Origin of the sequence: Nocardioides albus (assembly GCF_014648255.1) — a bacterium.
Taxonomy (GTDB): Bacteria; Actinomycetota; Actinomycetes; order Propionibacteriales; family Nocardioidaceae; genus Nocardioides; species Nocardioides albus.
The window spans coordinates 259,191-276,160 of record NZ_BMQT01000001.1 but is presented as its reverse complement, the minus strand read 5'-3'; the positions used below and the strand labels follow the sequence as shown (position 1 = coordinate 276,160).

The window sequence follows — 16,970 nt, the reverse complement described above, 5'->3', positions numbered from 1 at the left end:
CCGCGGCGAAGTCAGTAGCCGGCGGCAGACCCCGGCGCCCCGGCGAGCAGCGCGCGGGAGCCCGACACCCCGAGCCTGGTCGCTCCGGCGGCGATCATCTGCTCGGCCTGCTCCATCGTCCGGACCCCGCCCGAGGCCTTGACCCCGACGTCGGGGCCGACGGTCTTGCGCATCAGCTCGACCGCGTGGACGGTGGCGCCGCCGGCGGGGTGGAAGCCGGTGGAGGTCTTCACGAAGTCGGCCTCGGCGCGCACAGCAGCCTGGCAGACGCCGACGATCTCGTCGTCCTCGAGAGCCGCGGACTCGATGATCACCTTGAGCACGGTGGGGGCGGGAACGGCTGCACGGACGGCGGCGATGTCGGCCTCGACATCGGTGTAGCGCTTCTCCTTCGCTGCGCCGACATCGATGACCATGTCGACCTCGTCGGCGCCGGCCTCGACCGCCGCAGCAGCCTCGGCGGCCTTGACCGAGGAGATGTGCTTGCCGCTGGGGAAGCCGCACACGACAGCGATCTTGAGCTCGGCTGGCGCGTTGACCGGGAGCATCGACGGCGAGACGCACACCGAGTAGGTGCCGAGCTCGGCGGCCTCCACGATCAGCGCCTCGACGTCGGCGTGGGTCGCCTCGGGCTTGAGGAGGGTGTGGTCGATCAGCTTCGCGATGTCAGAGGCGTTGGGCACGTGTTCAGCATACGAGGGCTAAGGTGTGCGCCGTGAATGACGATCAGCCCGAGGAGTGGTTCCGCCACTCCAGCAGCACCGTGTGGGGTCTCCTCTCGATAGGCGGCGCCGTCGCGGTCATCGTGATCGATGCGGTCACCGGCTGGCACCCCGAGACGACCGCCGGCGGGCTGCTCTTCGCGCTGGTGGCGTACGCCGCGTTCATCCGCACCAAGGTCGGCGTCAGCGAGGGCGACTTCGTCCTCTACCACCTCTACTCGACCGTGCGCTTCCCGCTGGCTGCGCTGGAGAGCGTCTCGGTCGGCCGCACCCTGGGTGCCTACTCAGGCGGCCGCACCCACGTCAGCGGTGCCGTCGGTCGTCCGATGCGCGAGGCGGTCAAGGGCGGCAAGCGCGATCACAAGCCGTTGAGCAACCAGTCCGACTTCATCGAGGACCGGCTCAACTCGCTGGCGCAGGATGCGCGCGAGCGGCGCGGGATCAAGCGGGACTCCGACGAGCAGTTCGCCCTCGCCGAGGACGTACGCCGCAGCTGGGACTGGCCGCTGATCGCGATCACCGCAGTGGTGGCCGTCGCCTTCGTCGTCCTGCTCGTGATCTAGCGACTGGTCTAGCGACTGGTCTAGCGACTGGGCAGGGTTCGTTCACATGCCGAGCGCGGCGCGGATGTCGACCTTGAGCGCCCCGAGCGCGATCTCGGCCCCGGCACGTGCCTGCGGCAGCGCGGAAGCGTCGGCGACCGGCTGCACGACCTCGAGGTAGCACTTGATCTTGGGCTCGGTGCCGCTGGGCCGCACGATCACCCGTGACCCGCCGGCCAGCTGGTAGCGGATCCCGTCGGTCGGCGGCAGCCCGCCATCCCCAGCAGCGAGATCGTCGATCTGCTGCACCGCGGTCCCGGCGAGCGCGGTGACTGGGCGGTCGCGGAGCCGCTGCATCCCGGCGGCGATCTGAGCCGGGTCCTCGAGCCGGATGGAGAGCTGCGAGGTGGCGTGCAGGCCGTGCGCCACCGCGAGGTCGTCGAGCAGGTCCGCGAGGGTGCGTCCCTCGGCCTTGAGCGAGGCGGCCAGCTCGCACAGGAGCAGCAGTGCCGAGATGCCGTCCTTGTCGCGTACGTGCTCGGGGTCGACGCAGTAGCCCAGCGCCTCCTCGTAGCCGAACGCGAGGCCGGGCGCGCGCGAGATCCACTTGAAGCCGGTGAGGGTCTCGGCGTAGGGCTGTCCCGCGGCCGCTGCGATCTTCCCGAGCAGCGAGGAGGAGACGATCGAGGCGGCGTACGTCCCGGTCACGCCCTTGCGGATCAGGTGGGTCGCCAGCAGTGCGCCGACCTCGTCACCGGTCAGCATCCGCCATGTCTTGCCGACGGGGATGGCGGCGGCGCAGCGGTCGGCGTCCGGGTCGTTGGCGATGACCAGATCGACGCCCTTCTTGCTCGCCAACGCCAGCGCCCGGTCCATCGCGCCGGGCTCTTCGGGGTTGGGGAAGGCGACGGTCGGAAACTCGGGGTCGGGCCGTTCCTGTTCCTTGACGACGAGCGGCGCGGGGAAGCCGGCGAACTTCATCGCCAGCTGCACCAGGTCGCCCCCGACACCGTGCAGCGGTGTGTAGACGGTCGTGAGGTCGCGCGCACCGCCCTCCTCGAGCAGCCCGACGACCGTGTCGAGGTAGCTGTCGACGAGGTCCTCGCTGATCGTGCGCCCGGGGGCTCCCCGGGTGACCGAGCTGATCTTGTCGACGGCCGCGATCCGCTGCGCGATGGCGGCATCGGCCGGCGGTACGATCTGCGAGCCGTCGCCGAGATAGACCTTGTAGCCGTTGTCCTGCGGTGGGTTGTGGCTGGCGGTCACCATCACGCCGGCACTCGCGTCGAGGGCCTTGACGGCGTACGCCAGGACCGGTGTCGGCAACGAGCGAGGCATCACCAAGGCGTGCAGGCCCGCTCCGGTCATCACCTCGGCGGTGTCGAGGGCGAAGACGTCGGAGTTGTGCCGAGCGTCGTACCCGATCACCACCGGCCCTTGTGCACCGGTGGCGACCAGGTAGCGGGCAAGCCCCGCGGCAGCCTTGATCACGACCACCCGGTTCATCCGGTTGGGCCCCGCCCCGAGCGCCCCCCGCAGTCCTGCAGTGCCGAACTGCAGCGTGCCCGAGAACCTGTCGGCCAGGTCGGCTGCGGCCTCTGGGGCCGCGGAGGTCAAGAGGCTCTCGAGCTCTGCTCGGGTCTGTGCATCGGGGTCGTCGGCAAGCCATTCCCGGGCCTGGACGACGAGCGCAGATCGATCGGTGGGCACCATGGATCTGACCCTAGGTCATCTGGTGGCGGAAGACCGAAGACAAGCGAGGGCGTCGAGCGACTCAGATCTTGGGAACGAGGTTGCTCAGCAGCCCGCCCATCCGGGTGGCGGCGTTGCGGCCGGCCTCGAGGACCTCGGCGTGGTTCAGCGGCTGGTCGGAGATGCCCGCGGCCAAGTTGGTGACCAGCGAGATCCCGAGGATCTCCATCCCGGCCTCGCGGGCCGCGATCGCTTCGAGAGTGGTCGACATGCCGACCAGGTCGCCGCCGAGGATCCCGGCCATCTTCACCTCGGCAGGGGTCTCGTAGTGGGGGCCGGTGAACTGGACGTACACGCCTTCGTCCAAGGAGGAGTCGACCTGCTTGGCCAGGTCGCGCAGACGCGCGGAGTAGAGGTCGGTGAGGTCGACGAAGTTTGCCCCGACCAGCGGGGACGAGGCGGTGAGGTTGATGTGGTCCTTGATCAGGACCGGCGTGCCCGGCGACCACGACGGGTTGAGGCCCCCGCAGCCGTTGGTCAGAACCATCGTCGAGCAGCCGGCGGCCGCCGCGGTGCGGATCGGGTGCACGACCGCGGCGACGCCCTTGCCCTCGTAGAAGTGGGTGCGGCTGAGGAAGACCAGCAGGTTGCGACCGCTCGCCGACCGGATCGAGCGGATCTTGCCGCTGTGACCGGCGACCGCGGCGGCGCTGAAACCGGGCAGGTCGGTGGTGTCGATCTCGGTGTAGTCAGCCCCCAGCGCGTCGGCGGCGGGCAGCCAGCCCGAGCCCAGCACCAGCGCGACATCGTGCTTCTCGACACCGGTCTTCTCTGCGAGCGCGGCGGCGGCTTCCTTGGCGAGTTCGTAAGGCGTGGTCACTCGCTGAGTTTAGACCTGGTCCCGACGAGCTCGACCACCGCCACGAGCCTCAGTCGTTGGACCGGCAGGGCCTCGTACGCAGCGCATGCACGTAGTCGTCCGGCGCCCCGGCCGCCTCGGCGGCATCGGCGAGCGCGCCCAGGTAGCGGGCGTCCGGGATCCCGCCCTCGTACGTGTCCAGCACATAGGCCTCGCAGAGCAGGTCCTCGGCCAGGGCGGAGATCCGCACCTTGGTCTTGAAGTAGAGGCCCATGTCGGCCAGCTCCCACTTCTCCAGCGCTTCCATGTCCTGGTCCACGACGTCGTAGACGGCGACGAAGACCTGCTCGAAGGGATCCTGGACGATGGTGACCATCGGTCCCTCGCGCAAGGCGTTGTCCTCGCCGCCGAAGGTGAGCCGCCAGCCGCTGAGCCAGCCGGTGGTCCGTAGCGGGGAATGGGGGCAGCGCTCGCTCATCAGCGCTGGGTCGAGGTTGACGCCATAGGCCGCGTAGAGAGTCACGGAACACGAGGTTACCGCTCAGTCGCTGGCCCGACTGGGATCTGTGTGTTATCGGCGGTCTACCCTTGGATGCGTGACCCACTTTGATGTTCTCGTCCTCGGCGCTGGCCCCGGTGGCTACGTCGCCGCCATCCGTGCCGCTCAGCTCGGCAAGTCCGTCGCCGTCGTCGAAGACAAGTACTGGGGCGGCGTCTGCCTCAACGTCGGGTGCATCCCGTCCAAGGCGCTGCTGAAGAACGCCGAGCTGGCCCACACCCTCAACGACCCGAAGGAGAAGCAGAAGTTCGGGATCGTCGGTGACGCCCACCTCGAGTTCTCCACGACCCACGCGCGCTCCCGCCAGGTGAGCGCCGGGATCGTCAAGGGCGTCCACTTCCTGATGAAGAAGAACAAGATCACCGAGATCGACGGCTGGGGAACGCTCACCGGTCCGAAGTCGATCTCGGTCGCGAAGGACGGTGCCAACACCGACTACACCTTCGACAACCTGATCATCGCCACCGGCGCCACGGTCCGCAGCGTCCCGGGTGTCGTGCCGAACGGCAAGAACATCGTCACCTACGAGGAGCAGATCCTCGATGCCGAGGTGCCGAAGTCCATGGTGATCGGCGGCTCCGGCGCGATCGGCGTCGAGTTCGCGTACGTCATGAAGAACTTCGGCGTCGACGTCACCATCGTCGAGTTCCTCGACCGGATGGTGCCCACCGAGGACGCCGACGTGTCCAAGGAGCTGCTCAAGCACTACAAGAAGCTGGGCGTCAAGGTCCTCACCTCGACCGCCGTCAAGGGCGTCGAGGACACCGGCTCGGGCGTGCGCGTGACCGTCGCGCCGGCCGCCGGTGGCGAGGAGACCGTCATCGAGGCCGACAAGTTCCTGGCCGCGTTCGGCTTCGCGCCGCGCGTGGAGGGCTACGGCCTGGAGAACGTCGGCATCGAGCTGACCGACCGCAAGGCCATCGCGATCGACGGCCGCGGCCGCACCAACATCGAGAACGTGTACGCCATCGGTGACTGCACCGGGAAGTTCATGCTCGCCCACGTCGCCGAGGCCATGGGCATCGTCGCCGCCGAGACCATCGCCGGCGCCGAGACCATGGAGATCAACTTCGACATGGTTCCGCGGGCGACCTACTGCCAGCCGCAGATCGGTTCCTTCGGCTACTCCGAGGCGCAGGCCAAGGAGAAGGGCTACGACGTCAAGACGGCGACCTTCCCGTTCTCGGCCAACGGCAAGGCCCAGGGTCTGGGCGACGCGGTCGGTTTCGTGAAGATCGTCGCCGACGCCGAGCACAACGAGCTCCTCGGCGCTCACCTGATCGGCCCGGACGTCACCGAGCAGCTCCCGGCACTGACCCTCGCGCAGCAGTGGGACCTCACCGCCGACGAGATCGGGCGCAACATCTTCGCCCACCCGACGCTCTCCGAGGCCGTCAAGGAAGCCATCCACGGCATCGCGGGACACATGATCAACCTGTAGGTCTGAGGCAAGAGGCCCGGAGCCCGCGTACGTAGCGCGGTTCCGGGCCTCTTCGCGTGTGCGCGGCGGCTGAGGTCGGTCGGGTTAGCGGGCGGGCGTGACCGGGCCGATCTCGATCCCGAGCAGGCCCCACGCCCGGCAGGCGGTGGCCTCGCGGGCTTCGGGGGTGGGTCCGTGCACCGCGCCGGAGACCATCGCGATGGCCAGCATGATGTCGTCGGTGCCATGTGTCTCCGTGGGGAGTCCGTCGACGGCGGTGCGTACCCGGTCGGCAAGGTCCTGCGAGGTCTCCTCGCCGCTGATGCGGACGATGCCGATGAAGGCGGTCGAGCGGATCATCTGCCAGGTGACGACCCCGAGCACATCGGCCAGGGTCGCATCTGGTCGGGCCGCGATCTGCTCGATGTCGCGTACGTTCTCCTCCAGCACCGCCGTGGCCAGGGTGAGCCGGTCGGGGAAGTGCCGGTAGAGGGTGCCTTGACCCACACCCGCGCGCTTCGCGACGGCAGACATCGGAGCGTCGAGACCCTGCTCGGCGAGGATCTCGCGGGCAGCGGAGACCAAGAGGTCGCGGTTGCGGACCGCGTCGCTTCGGGTCGGGGTGGCAGGGCTCGTCATCCCTGCAGGTTAATCGCCGCAGAACTCCTGCCAGATCCGGGTTCATTGAGGACAGATCCTGACCTGATTGGCGCATAACGTTGGTCGTGTCAGAGGGAAACACGACCAAGGAGCCCAAGTCATGACCGCAACCGCCGTGAACGCCACCACTGCGACCCTGAGCCGCGAGCGCGCCGACCTGCTGGAGACGCTGGCGAACCACCGCCGTTTCCTGCGCTTCGCTGTCCGGAACCTGACCGACGAGCAGGCCCGGCTCACCCCGACAGTGTCCGAGCTCAGCCTCGGCGGCCTGGTCAAGCACGTCGCTGCCGTCGAGCGAGGCTGGGCCGACTTCATCGTCCGTGGCACGGTGGCGCAGGAACTCAGCCCGGAGAAGTACGCCGAGTTCGCCGCCGACTTCGTGCTCGCCGAGCACGAGACGCTGGCGGGTGTCCTCACGGCGTACGAGGACGTGGCCGCCGCCACCGACGAGCTTGTCCGCACCGTCGATCTCGACGCTGACCACGCCCTTCCCGAGGCTCCGTGGTTCGAGTCCGGTGCGCGCTGGTCCAACCGCCGCGCTCTCGCCCACATCCTGGCCGAGACCGCCCAGCACGCGGGCCACGCCGACATCATCCGGGAGACCATCGACGGTCAGAAGACGATGGGCTGATTCTGTCGTTCCAGTGGCGTGGAAGAATGCGGCCCATGGCGCGGGTGACGATCATTGGTGGGGGTCCAGGCGGATACGAGGCGGCGCTGGTCGCGCAGCAGCTCGGCGCGGAGGTGACGGTCGTCGACCGTGACGGCCTGGGCGGCAGCGCGGTGCTCACCGACTGCGTGCCCAGCAAGACCCTGATCGCCACCGCCGAGCTGATGTCGGACATGACGCTCGCCCGCGACCTGGGCATCCACTTCCGCGATCACCAGGGCGACCCGGCCACCGAGCTCTACGCCGACCTGGAGCTGGTCAACAAGCGCGTCAAGCTGCTCGCGCTGGCGCAGTCGAGCGACATCGAGAGTCGGCTGGCCCGGCGCGGGATCCGGATCGTCAAGGGCACCGGGCGTATCGACGCCGACAAGCGTCAGGTGGTCGCGACCCGGGCCGAGGACGGTGGCGAGGAGGCCATCGAGAACGACGCAGTCCTGATCGCCACCGGTGCCCGTCCGCGAGTGCTGCCCACCGCGCAGCCCGACGGCGAGCGGATCCTGACCTGGGAGCAGGTCTATGACCTCGACGACCTGCCCTCGCACATGATCGTCGTGGGCTCGGGTGTCACGGGTGTCGAGTTCGCCAGCGCCTACCTCAACCTCGGTTCACAGGTCACCCTGGTCTCCTCCCGCGACCGGGTTCTCCCGGGTGAGGACGCGGACGCGGCGACCGTGCTCCAGGACGTACTCGAGCGTCAGGGCATGAACATCCTCAGCAAGTCGCGGATGGAGTCGGTGACCCGCTCCGGCGACGTCGTCACCGTGAAGCTGACCGACGGCCGGGAGGTCACCGGCAGCCACTGCATCCTCGCCCTCGGCTCGATCCCCAACACCGAGGGCCTCGGCCTCGAAGACGCCGGTATCGAGCTCGACGAGGGCGGGTTCATCCGGACCGACAAGGTCTCGCGCACCTCCGCCTACGGCGTGTACGCAGCCGGCGACTGCACCGGCGGCTTCATGCTCGCCTCGACGGCCGCCATGGCCGGCCGGATCGCGATGCGCCACTTCCTCGGCGACGCGGTCATCCCGATGGACCTCAAGGAGGTCGCGGCCAACGTCTTCACCTCGCCCGAGATCGCCACGGTCGGCTACTCGCAGGCCCAGGTCGACTCCGGCGAGGTCGTCGCCGAGACCTTGCGCCTCGACCTCAAGGGCAACCCGCGCGCCAAGATGCAGGGCATCTCCGACGGCTTCGTCAAGCTCATCTCCCGCCCGGGCACCGGTGTCGTCATCGGCGGCGTCGTCGTCGGCCCCCGTGCCTCCGAGCTCATCCACCCGATCGCGCTCGCCGTCTCGACCGGGCTGACCGTCGACCAGATCGCCAACACCTTCACCGTCTACCCCTCGATCTCCGGCTCCACCGCCGAGGTCGCCCGCCGCCTCCACCACGTCGAGTAGTCACCCGCGTCGGTCGAGACGTCACTCCGAAAACGGTGTGCGAGCGGAGCCGCGGCTTCGCTAGCGTGAGCGCCATGGGTACCTGTTGCATGACGACGTACGTCCGGATCCGCCGCCGCTGACGGCGCGGATCTCCCCGAAGCACTCGTCGCATTCGCGCCGCCACCTGGCAATCTGCCGGGCGGCTCCGAGTGCTACCCGTATGCCGCCCGGCTCCTTCTGTCTCGAGGAGCATCCATGCCCGACGTACGCCCTGGCCGGCACGAGCTCGGCCAGAACTTTCTCACCGACAGGTCGGTTCTCGACCGCATCGTCCACCTCGCCTCGCAGCGCCCGGGTCCCCTGGTCGAGTGGGGCACCGGCAACGGTGCCATCACCTTGGCGCTGGCCGAGCTGGGCCGGCCCCTGCAGGGGGTCGAGATCGACTCCCGCCGGGCCGCCTCGCTGCGCCGCCGGATCGCGTCGCACGTGTGCATCGCGGAGGGCGACATCCTGCGCCACGCGCCACCGCAGGACGCGGTCGTCGTCTCCAACGTCCCGTTCCACCTGACCACCCCGATCCTGCGCCACCTGCTCGCGGTGCAGACCTGGCGCCATGCCGTACTCCTCACCCAGTGGGAGGTCGCCCGCAAGCGTGCAGGCGTCGGTGGCACCACCCAGCTCACCGCGCAGTGGTGGCCGTGGTTCACCTTCACCCTCGACCGCCGGGTCCCGTCGACGGCGTTCCGTCCGAGCCCCAATGTCGACGGCGGCCTGCTGCTCATCGACCGCCGTCGCGACCCGTTGCTCCCCGAGTCGGAGCTCCGTGACTTCCAGTCCAGGGTGGCGAGGGTCTTCGCCAGCCGGGGCCGCGGGGTAGCCGAGATCCTGCGCCGCAACGGCACCCCCGCTGCCCTCGCCGATCAGATCGCCCGGCGCCGCCGGCGCTCTCAGGCACCCGTACTGCCGCGGGACCTACGCGCAGAAGACTGGGTCGAGGCGTACGCCGTCCGTCTCTAACTTGCCGAGACGTCGCTTACGTTGGCCGAGACGTCGCTTACGTCGGCCGAGACGTCGCTTACGTCGGCCGAGATGGCACCAAGGTGCCATCTCGGCCGACGGGCGTGACGTCTCGGCTCAGTCGAGAACCAGGACCAGGTCGCCGCCGTCTACGGCTTGGGTGCCGGAGAAGGCGAGGCGGGAGACGGTGCCGTCGACGGGGGCGGTGATGGCGGCCTCCATCTTCATGGCCTCGATGGTGGCGACGGTGTCGCCGGCCTTGACCGACTCACCGGCCGCGACCGAGATGGTGACGACGCCCTGGAACGGCGCCGCGACCTGGCCGGGGACGGCCGGGTCGGCCTTCTCGGCGGCGGCGACCTCGGCGGCGACGGAGCGGTCACGTACCCCGATCGGGCGCAGGTGGCCGTTGATCGTCGCCATGACGGTGCGGATGCCGCGCTCGTCGGGCTCGGAGACGGCGGTGAGCCCGAAGATGACCGTCTTGCCCTCGGAGAGCTCGACGACGTGCTCCTCGCCCTCGCGCAGGCCGTAGAGGTAGTCGAGGGTCGAGATCACCGACACGTCCCCCCACTTCGACCGCGCCTCGGCGAAGTCCTTCGTCGGGCCGGGGAAGAGGAGCCGGTTGAGCGTCCCGCGACGGTCCGACTTCAGCCCGGCGGCGTCCTCCTCCGACAGGGTCGGCGACGGCGACTTCCAGGTGCGTCCCGCGATCGCCTTGCTGCGGAACGGCTCGGGCCAGCCGCCGGGCGGGTCGCCGAGCTCTCCGTTGAGGAAGCCGATGACCGAGCCCGGGATGTCGTACGCGGCCGGGTCGGCCTCGAACGCGGCCGGGTCGGCACCGGCCGCGACCAACGACAGTGCCAGGTCGCCGATGACCTTCGAGGACGGGGTGACCTTGGGGACGCGGCCGAGGATCTGGTTGGCCGCGGCGTACATGTCCTCGATCTGCTCGAACTTCTCGCCCAGCCCGAGAGCGATGGCCTGCTGGCGCAGGTTGGAGAGCTGGCCGCCCGGGATCTCGTGGCGGTAGACCCGGCCGGTCGGCGCGGGCAGGCCGGACTCGAAGGGAGCGTAGACGCGGCGTACGGCCTCCCAGTAGGGCTCGAGCGAGTTGACCGCAGACAAGGACAGACCGGTGGCACGCGGGGTCTGGTCGGTCGCCGCCACCAGCGAGGAGAGCGGCGGCTGGGAGGTGGTGCCGGCCATGGACGCGGTCGCGGCGTCGACGGCGTCGACCCCTGCCTCGATCGCGGCCAGGAGCGTGGCCAGCTGGCCACCTGCGGTGTCGTGGGTGTGCAGGTGGACCGGCAGGTCGAACCGCGAGCGGAGCGCGGTCACCAGGGTGCGAGCTGCGGGCGCGCGCAGGAGCCCGGCCATGTCCTTGATCGCCAGCACGTGCGCCCCGGCGGAGACGATCTCCTCTGCCAGCCGCAGGTAGTAGTCGAGGGTGTAGAGCTTCTCGTCGGGTGAGGAGAGGTCGCCGGTGTAGCAGAGCGCCACCTCGGCGACGGAGGTCCCGGTCGCCCGCACCGCGTCGATCGCCGGCCGCATCTGCGAGACGTCATTGAGCGCGTCGAAGATCCGGAACACATCGATCCCGGTCGAGGCGGCCTCCGAGACGAACGCGTCGGTGACCTCGGTCGGGTAGGGCGTGTAGCCCACCGTGTTACGACCGCGCAGCAGCATCTGCAGGTTGACGTTGGGGACCGCCTGACGCAACGCGGCGAGCCGCTCCCACGGGTCCTCGGAGAGGAAGCGGAGAGCCACGTCGTACGTCGCCCCGCCCCAGGCCTCCAGCGACCACAGTTGCGGTGTCAGCCGGGCGACATGGCCGGCGACGCCGAGCAGGTCGGTGGTGCGTACCCGGGTCGCGAGCAGCGACTGGTGGGCGTCGCGGAACGTGGTGTCGGTGACCGCCACCGCCTCCTGGGCGCGCAGCGCGTCCGCGAAGCCCGACGGCCCGAGCTCGCGAAGCAGATCACGTGAGCCCGGCGGCGGCGCGACGGACAGGTCGACCGCAGGCAGCTTCTCGACGGGATGGAGAGACACCGGAGCGGCGCCGTGCGGCTGGTTGACGGTCACGTCGGCCAGGTAGGTGAGCAGCTTGGTGCCGCGGTCGCCCGAGGCGCGCGCGGTCAGCAGCTGCGGGTGGGTCTCGATGAACGAGGTCGTGATCGAGCCGGCGATGAAGTCGGGGTCGTCGAGCAGCGCCTGCAGGAACGGGATGTTGGTCGCGACCCCGCGGATGCGGAACTCCGCGACGGCCCGGCGGGCCCGGGTCACGGCGTCCTCGAAGGTACGCCCACGACAGGTGAGCTTGGCGAGCATCGAGTCGAAGTGGGGCGAGACCTCGGCCCCGGCGTACGTCGTGCCACCGTCGACGCGGATCCCGGCACCGCCGGGGGAGCGGTAGGTGGTGATCATGCCCGTGTCGGGGCGGAAGTTGTTGGCTGGGTCCTCGGTGGTGATCCGGCACTGCATCGCGGCGCCGCGCAGCTGGATGGAGTCCTGGGTCAGACCCAGGTCGGCCAGCGTCTCGCCGGACGCGATCCGCATCTGCGAGCGGACCAAGTCGACGTCGGTGACCTCCTCGGTCACGGTGTGCTCGACCTGGATGCGCGGGTTCATCTCGATGAAGACGTAGTTGCCGGCGGGGTCGAGCAGGAACTCGACGGTGCCGGCGCAGGAGTAGCCGATCTCCTTGGCGAACCGCACCGCGTCCGCGCAGATGCGTTCGCGCAGCTCAGGGTCGAGATTGGGGGCGGGGGCGATCTCCACGACCTTCTGGTGGCGGCGCTGCACCGAGCAGTCACGCTCGAAGAGGTGGATGACGTTGCCCTCGCCGTCGGCGAGGATCTGCACCTCGATGTGACGCGGCTCGACCACGGCCTGCTCGATGAACACGGTCGGGTCGCCGAAGGCGGCCTCGCCCTCGCGCATGCAAGTCTCGACCGCCTCGCGCAGCTTGTCGGGGGAGTCGACCCGCCGCATCCCGCGACCACCTCCACCCGCGACCGCCTTGACGAAAAGCGGGTAGGGCAGGACGGAGGCGGCGGAGACGAGCGCGTCTACATCGGTGGACGGCTCGACCGACTGCAGAGTCGGTACGCCGGCAGCCTTCGCCGCCGCGATGGCGGTGGCCTTGTTGCCGGTGAGCGTGAGGACCTCCGCCGACGGCCCGATGAACGTGATCCCGGCCCGGGCGCAGGCCTCGGCCAGCGCCGGGTTCTCGGAGAGGAACCCGTAGCCGGGGTAGATCGCGTCCGCGCCGCTCTGCTTGGCGACCTCGACGATCGCGTCGGGATCGAGGTAGGCCCGGATGGGGTGACCGAGCTCTCCGATCTGGTAGGCCTCATCGGCCTTCAACCGGTGCTCGGAGCCCCGGTCCTCGTAGGGAAAGACGGCGACCGTCTTGGCGCCGAGCTCGAAGCCTGCGCGGAAAGCTCGGATCGCGATCTCGCCGCGGTTGGCGACCAACACCTTCGTGAACATGGCGGTCACGGTACCCATCCGAACCGGCTCGTCCAGGTTATGGGACGTTACCGCCCAGTTGATGGACGCCCCGTCTGCAGAACGGTGCGGATTCGTTGGGACCGCTCACCGCCTCCGGGGACATACCCTCAGCGGCATGAAGCTCATCACTCGACAGCGTCGTTCGGCCTTGGCCGCCATCGCAGGTACGGCCCTGCTGGCCGGATCGCTCACCGCGATCGGAGCGGCAGCCTCACCGGCTGCCGCGGCCGGCACCGTGAACTGCAGCGGTTCGATCAACGGCAAGGCCGGCGGCTACATCCGTAAGCGCGGCATCAGGAACAGCACGGTGACCAGCAGCTACCGCAGCGCCAGCACCGTGAGCTGGTCGCCACGGGCTTGGATCGAGGTGGGTGGCGCCGGTGACCAGACCACCTGGATGACGTCCTACATCGTGCCTGGCACCGATGGTCGGGGCCGTTATGTGACGCTCAAGGGGACCAACGGCGGGTCTGTGCTGGGCGAGACGAGGGTCGAGCAGCTCTACCGCACCAGCGGCACCGCGGTGACCGGTTGGAGCCCCAAGAAGGTCGTCAACGGCCCGACGCGAGAGGTCTACACCGTCACGACCTCTGGCGTCGTGCAGCAGACCAAGCTGGCCTTCCCGGGTGCACGCTTCGGCACGGTCAAGAACCTGCCGGTCACGCTGCCGAGCGCCACGACCGTCGCCGGGGTGTGGACGACCCACAACGGAGTGAAGTACGACCTGCTCTACTCGATCAACCCGACCACCAAGAAGCTCGAGCAGATCGTCGTGCCGACGGACAACCCGGCAGGCGCGAAGAAGTACGTCGTCCGCAGCATCGGCACCGGATGGCGCTACATGTCCGTCCACAACTGCTACGACGCCGACGGCATGGTCGCTGCCAAGGACATCGTGCTGATCAACCCGACCACCGGTAACGCCGTACGCATCCGCCAGAGCAACGGCATCGGCCACGGCACCACCTTCTCAGCCCCGGTCCGGGTCGGCACCGACGGCAGCTGGAAGTGGAGCGGGATCAGCAGCTAGCTATCCCGGCCAGAGGTCGAGCAGGTCCCCCGGGCGCAGCCCGAGGGCATGCTCGATGTCACCCGGCGAGGTCTCCCGCAGATACTCCGAGACCAGCTGCGCCAGCTCCATCCAGTAGCCGCGCAACGTCGACTCGGACAGATACATCGTCCGGCTCATCTCGGCGTACGTCAGGCCGCGGGCGCGATGGGCGAGGACCTCCCGCTGCCGCGGGGTGAGGACGGTGATGCTGCGGCGGCGTACGAGGACCTCGATGAGACCGGTGATTCCCGGGGGGATCACCGGCTCTCCGGCGGCAACGGCGCGGAACGCCGCCTCCGCCTCGGCGAGCGAGGCCGCCTTCGAGACGACGCCGGTCGCCCCGGCGGCGAGGCAGGCTGCGAGCACGAACCGGCGCTCCTCCTGGGAGTAGATACAGACCCGGTAGCCGGCCTCGACGATGCGCCGGATGGCCGTGGTGCCCTGGGAGGCGTCGGGCTGGCCGGTGTTGGCGAGGTGGAGATCGAGGATCACCACGTCGGCTTCCGGCCGCGCCGTCAGCAAGCCCTCGACGGATCCGTGGCTCGACACGAACCTCAGGTCGGGCAGGAGCAGGCTGAGCGAGGCGCGCATCGCGGTCGCGTCGTCCACATGGCTGAAGCGTGGCCCGGAGGTTGCCGCAGACATCAGGGCACCTGCACGGACGCGGTGGTCTGGGTGAGCGTGACGGTCGTGCCCAGGTCGGGGATGCTGCTGATCTCGACGTCGACGCCTGAGCGCGCGAGCTGTGTCACGACCACCTCCCGCAGGCCGACGCCGTACGCCGTGGTCGAGGTGTCGAAGCCGATGCCGTCGTCGTGCAGGGTGACCTCCCAGCCGGAGCCGTCCTCGTCCTCCGCGGCGTGCAGGACGACTCGGGTCGCCTGAGCATGCTGGCGTACGTTGAGGAGCAGGCTGCGCAGCGCGGCCGCCAGGTCGTCGGCGAGAGCTCGGGGGAGGGTGATGTCCTGGGCGAGGTCGGCGACCACCGTGATCGGGAGGTCGTCGAACTCCGCGCCGAGGGCGGTGGCCACCGCGGCAAGGTTGGTCGCCTCGTTCGCCGGCGCCGGGGTGTGGCCGCTCAGATAGGCGCGCATCCGGTTGAGCTCGACCTCGGCCTGTGAGCGCAGTGCGCCGTTGCCGTCAGCGGCGTCGGTCTCCACCAGCAGCCGCATCATCGCGGTGCCGTTGTGGATCGCGAGCCGGGCGCGGCGCTCCTCCTCGGCCTTGGCCGCCGCAGCGGCATACCGCCGCGCCTCATCGGCCTCGGTCCCGATCCGGACGATGGTCCGACAGCCGAACCAGGCCAGCGGCCCGAGGATCAGCAACGTAAGCCAGGTGCTCAGCGCGCCGGTGAGATCGGCCAGACCGTCCACGGTCGGCGCGATGTAGACCGCCTCGGCGAGTGCCAACGAGACGAGCAGGAACATCCACAGCCACCGGGAGCGGATGGCCGACAGTGAGCAGGAGACGCACAGGGCGTAGCCCAGCTGGAACCCCACCCAGCTGCCCGTACGCAGCTCGACCGGGACCGTCCACAGCCCCACGACCAGCAGTGCCACGGCCACCGCCACGTCGACCACCGCAAGCGCCACCCCGGGCGGCCGCCGCGTGACCACGGCGACCGCGGCGATGACGACGAGCATGACGGTGGCGAGGATCCACGTCGCCCCGGTCAGCCACGGGTGATCCGCTCGGGACAGCGCAGGCATCGCCGCCAGCAGGGTCGGCGCCATCTGCGCGAGGGTCGCCAGTCGCATGCCGGCCACGAAGAAGGCCACCAGACGGACGGCGGCTGCCCGGGTCGAATGTGGCACCAGCGAATTGTCGCTGATGGCAGGGGAAGCTGCGGCGCATGGGTCCAGGATCCAGGCACCGTGCGTGCCGCCGACACCAACGAATCCGCGGACCACGGAGCGGCGTCAGCGGCCGAGCAGGGCGTCCTCCTGATCGGCCATCTGCTCCCGCAGACCACCCACGACAGCGGCCACCGCCGGCCGGCGCCACGACTCCGGGTGCACCACCGCCCAGTACGGCAGCCGCTGGTGGATCTCTTCGCGGAGCAGCCGGACGAGATCGGGATGGCGGTCGGCCATGAAGCAGGGCAGCAGGCCCAGGCCGGCGCCGGCACGGGTCGCCTCGACGTGCACGAAGACGTTCGTCGAGGTGACCGCGTCGCGGATGCCGGGCAGCAGCCGCCGGGGGACGTCGAGGTCGTCGACCTGGAGCATCGAGTCTACGAAGTAGACCAGCCGGTGGCGTACGGCCTCCTCGATCGTGCCGGGCCTGCCGTGACGCTCCAGATAGTCGGGGGACGCGTAGAGGCCGAGCTCGTAGCCGCCCAGGTGGAGCGCGCGACCACGCATGACCGCCGGCTCGCCGACGACCACCTCGATGTCGACGCCGGAGCGGTGCTGGGCGGCCTGGCGGGTCACGGTGACGATCTCGACGGCGAGCTCGGGATGGTCCTGTCGCAGCGCGGCGACGGCCGGCGAGGCGACGTACGCAGCAAACCCGTCGGTCGTCGACATCCTGACCACGCCGGCGACCGGGTCGGCGGGCTCGTCGGCGGCCAGCCGGGCCAGCGACGCAGCGACCCCCTCGGCGGCCCTAGCAGCGCGTTCGCCGAGCGCGGTCAGCGCCCAGCCGTCGGAGCCGCGCACGAGGATCCGGCCGCCGAGCGAGCGCTCGAGGGCGGAGATGTTGCGGCTGACTGTCGTGTGGGTCAGGCCCAAAGAACGGGCCGCTGTGGTGAAGCGGCCGCTGCGCGCCACCTCGAGAAGCACCAGCAGCTGGTCGGCGGAGGGCGGGGTCGACGGGGAGGCGGCCATCGCCCCAGCCTAGCCCTTGGTGTGCATTTTCGTTCATAGCGTGTGCCAACATGCG

At 69.7% G+C, this 16,970-nt stretch carries 15 protein-coding genes; 6 read left to right on the top strand and 9 right to left on the bottom strand.

Annotated features, from left to right (window positions below):
- Positions 1-11 precede the first annotated feature (11 nt).
- A complete protein-coding gene (deoC, locus tag IEY84_RS01265; protein ID WP_183541476.1) occupies positions 12-683 on the bottom strand; it encodes a deoxyribose-phosphate aldolase in 672 nt (223 codons plus the stop codon).
- Positions 684-715: 32 nt separating this feature from the next.
- Between deoC and IEY84_RS01260 the strand changes: the two genes are divergently transcribed.
- Positions 716-1,285: a hypothetical protein gene (locus IEY84_RS01260; protein ID WP_183541474.1), complete on the top strand. Its 570-nt coding sequence runs from the start codon at positions 716-718 to the stop codon at positions 1,283-1,285.
- Between the two features lie 42 nt (positions 1,286-1,327).
- Here IEY84_RS01260 and IEY84_RS01255 read toward each other — a convergent pair whose 3' ends face one another.
- The 3 genes from IEY84_RS01255 to IEY84_RS01245 all read right to left on the bottom strand — a co-directional run bounded on the left by IEY84_RS01255 (position 1,328) and on the right by IEY84_RS01245 (position 4,338).
- Positions 1,328-2,977, bottom strand: coding sequence for a phospho-sugar mutase (locus tag IEY84_RS01255; RefSeq protein ID WP_183541472.1), 1,650 nt, complete (start codon positions 2,975-2,977; stop codon positions 1,328-1,330).
- A 61-nt stretch (positions 2,978-3,038) separates the two neighbouring features.
- Positions 3,039-3,836, bottom strand: a complete 798-nt coding sequence (locus IEY84_RS01250) for a purine-nucleoside phosphorylase (RefSeq protein WP_183541470.1) — start codon at positions 3,834-3,836, stop codon at positions 3,039-3,041.
- Positions 3,837-3,885: 49 nt separating this feature from the next.
- Entirely contained in the window at positions 3,886-4,338 is a 453-nt protein-coding gene (locus IEY84_RS01245; RefSeq protein WP_183541468.1) for a gamma-glutamylcyclotransferase family protein, read from the bottom strand.
- Between the two features lie 73 nt (positions 4,339-4,411).
- On the opposite strand from IEY84_RS01245, the gene lpdA reads away from it, so the two are divergent.
- Positions 4,412-5,815: a dihydrolipoyl dehydrogenase gene (gene lpdA / locus IEY84_RS01240; protein ID WP_183541466.1), complete on the top strand. Its 1,404-nt coding sequence runs from the start codon at positions 4,412-4,414 to the stop codon at positions 5,813-5,815.
- An 84-nt stretch (positions 5,816-5,899) separates the two neighbouring features.
- Here lpdA and IEY84_RS01235 read toward each other — a convergent pair whose 3' ends face one another.
- Positions 5,900-6,433 carry a TetR/AcrR family transcriptional regulator gene (locus tag IEY84_RS01235; protein ID WP_183541464.1) on the bottom strand — a complete coding sequence of 178 codons (534 nt, stop codon included), beginning with the start codon at positions 6,431-6,433 and terminating at the stop codon, positions 5,900-5,902.
- 121 nt (positions 6,434-6,554) lie between these two features.
- On the opposite strand from IEY84_RS01235, the gene IEY84_RS01230 reads away from it, so the two are divergent.
- The 3 genes from IEY84_RS01230 to erm all read left to right on the top strand — a co-directional run bounded on the left by IEY84_RS01230 (position 6,555) and on the right by erm (position 9,520).
- Positions 6,555-7,085 carry a DinB family protein gene (locus IEY84_RS01230; protein WP_183541463.1) on the top strand — a complete coding sequence of 177 codons (531 nt, stop codon included), beginning with the start codon at positions 6,555-6,557 and terminating at the stop codon, positions 7,083-7,085.
- 35 nt (positions 7,086-7,120) lie between these two features.
- On the top strand, positions 7,121-8,521 hold the full coding sequence (locus tag IEY84_RS01225) for an NAD(P)H-quinone dehydrogenase (RefSeq protein WP_221208419.1): 1,401 nt from the start codon (positions 7,121-7,123) through the stop codon (positions 8,519-8,521).
- A gap of 237 nt (positions 8,522-8,758) precedes the next feature.
- A complete protein-coding gene (gene erm / locus IEY84_RS01220) occupies positions 8,759-9,520 on the top strand; it encodes a 23S ribosomal RNA methyltransferase Erm (RefSeq protein ID WP_183541459.1) in 762 nt (253 codons plus the stop codon).
- A 117-nt stretch (positions 9,521-9,637) separates the two neighbouring features.
- Here erm and IEY84_RS01215 read toward each other — a convergent pair whose 3' ends face one another.
- Positions 9,638-13,015 (bottom strand): pyruvate carboxylase, encoded by a 3,378-nt coding sequence (locus IEY84_RS01215; protein WP_183541457.1) that lies wholly within the window; start codon positions 13,013-13,015, stop codon positions 9,638-9,640.
- A gap of 136 nt (positions 13,016-13,151) precedes the next feature.
- Here IEY84_RS01215 and IEY84_RS01210 point away from each other — a divergent pair, with 136 nt between their 5' ends.
- Positions 13,152-14,066: a hypothetical protein gene (locus IEY84_RS01210; RefSeq protein WP_183541455.1), complete on the top strand. Its 915-nt coding sequence runs from the start codon at positions 13,152-13,154 to the stop codon at positions 14,064-14,066.
- Here IEY84_RS01210 and IEY84_RS01205 read toward each other — a convergent pair whose 3' ends face one another.
- From IEY84_RS01205 to IEY84_RS01195, 3 genes are all read right to left on the bottom strand, one after another.
- Positions 14,067-14,732 (bottom strand): response regulator transcription factor, encoded by a 666-nt coding sequence (locus IEY84_RS01205; protein ID WP_183541453.1) that lies wholly within the window; start codon positions 14,730-14,732, stop codon positions 14,067-14,069.
- On the bottom strand, positions 14,732-15,901 hold the full coding sequence (locus IEY84_RS01200) for an ATP-binding protein (protein WP_183541451.1): 1,170 nt from the start codon (positions 15,899-15,901) through the stop codon (positions 14,732-14,734). The genes IEY84_RS01205 and IEY84_RS01200 overlap by 1 nt, the downstream gene beginning before the upstream one ends.
- A 105-nt stretch (positions 15,902-16,006) precedes the next feature.
- Positions 16,007-16,915, bottom strand: coding sequence for a LysR family transcriptional regulator (locus IEY84_RS01195; RefSeq protein ID WP_183541449.1), 909 nt, complete (start codon positions 16,913-16,915; stop codon positions 16,007-16,009).
- Positions 16,916-16,970: the final 55 nt, after the last annotated feature.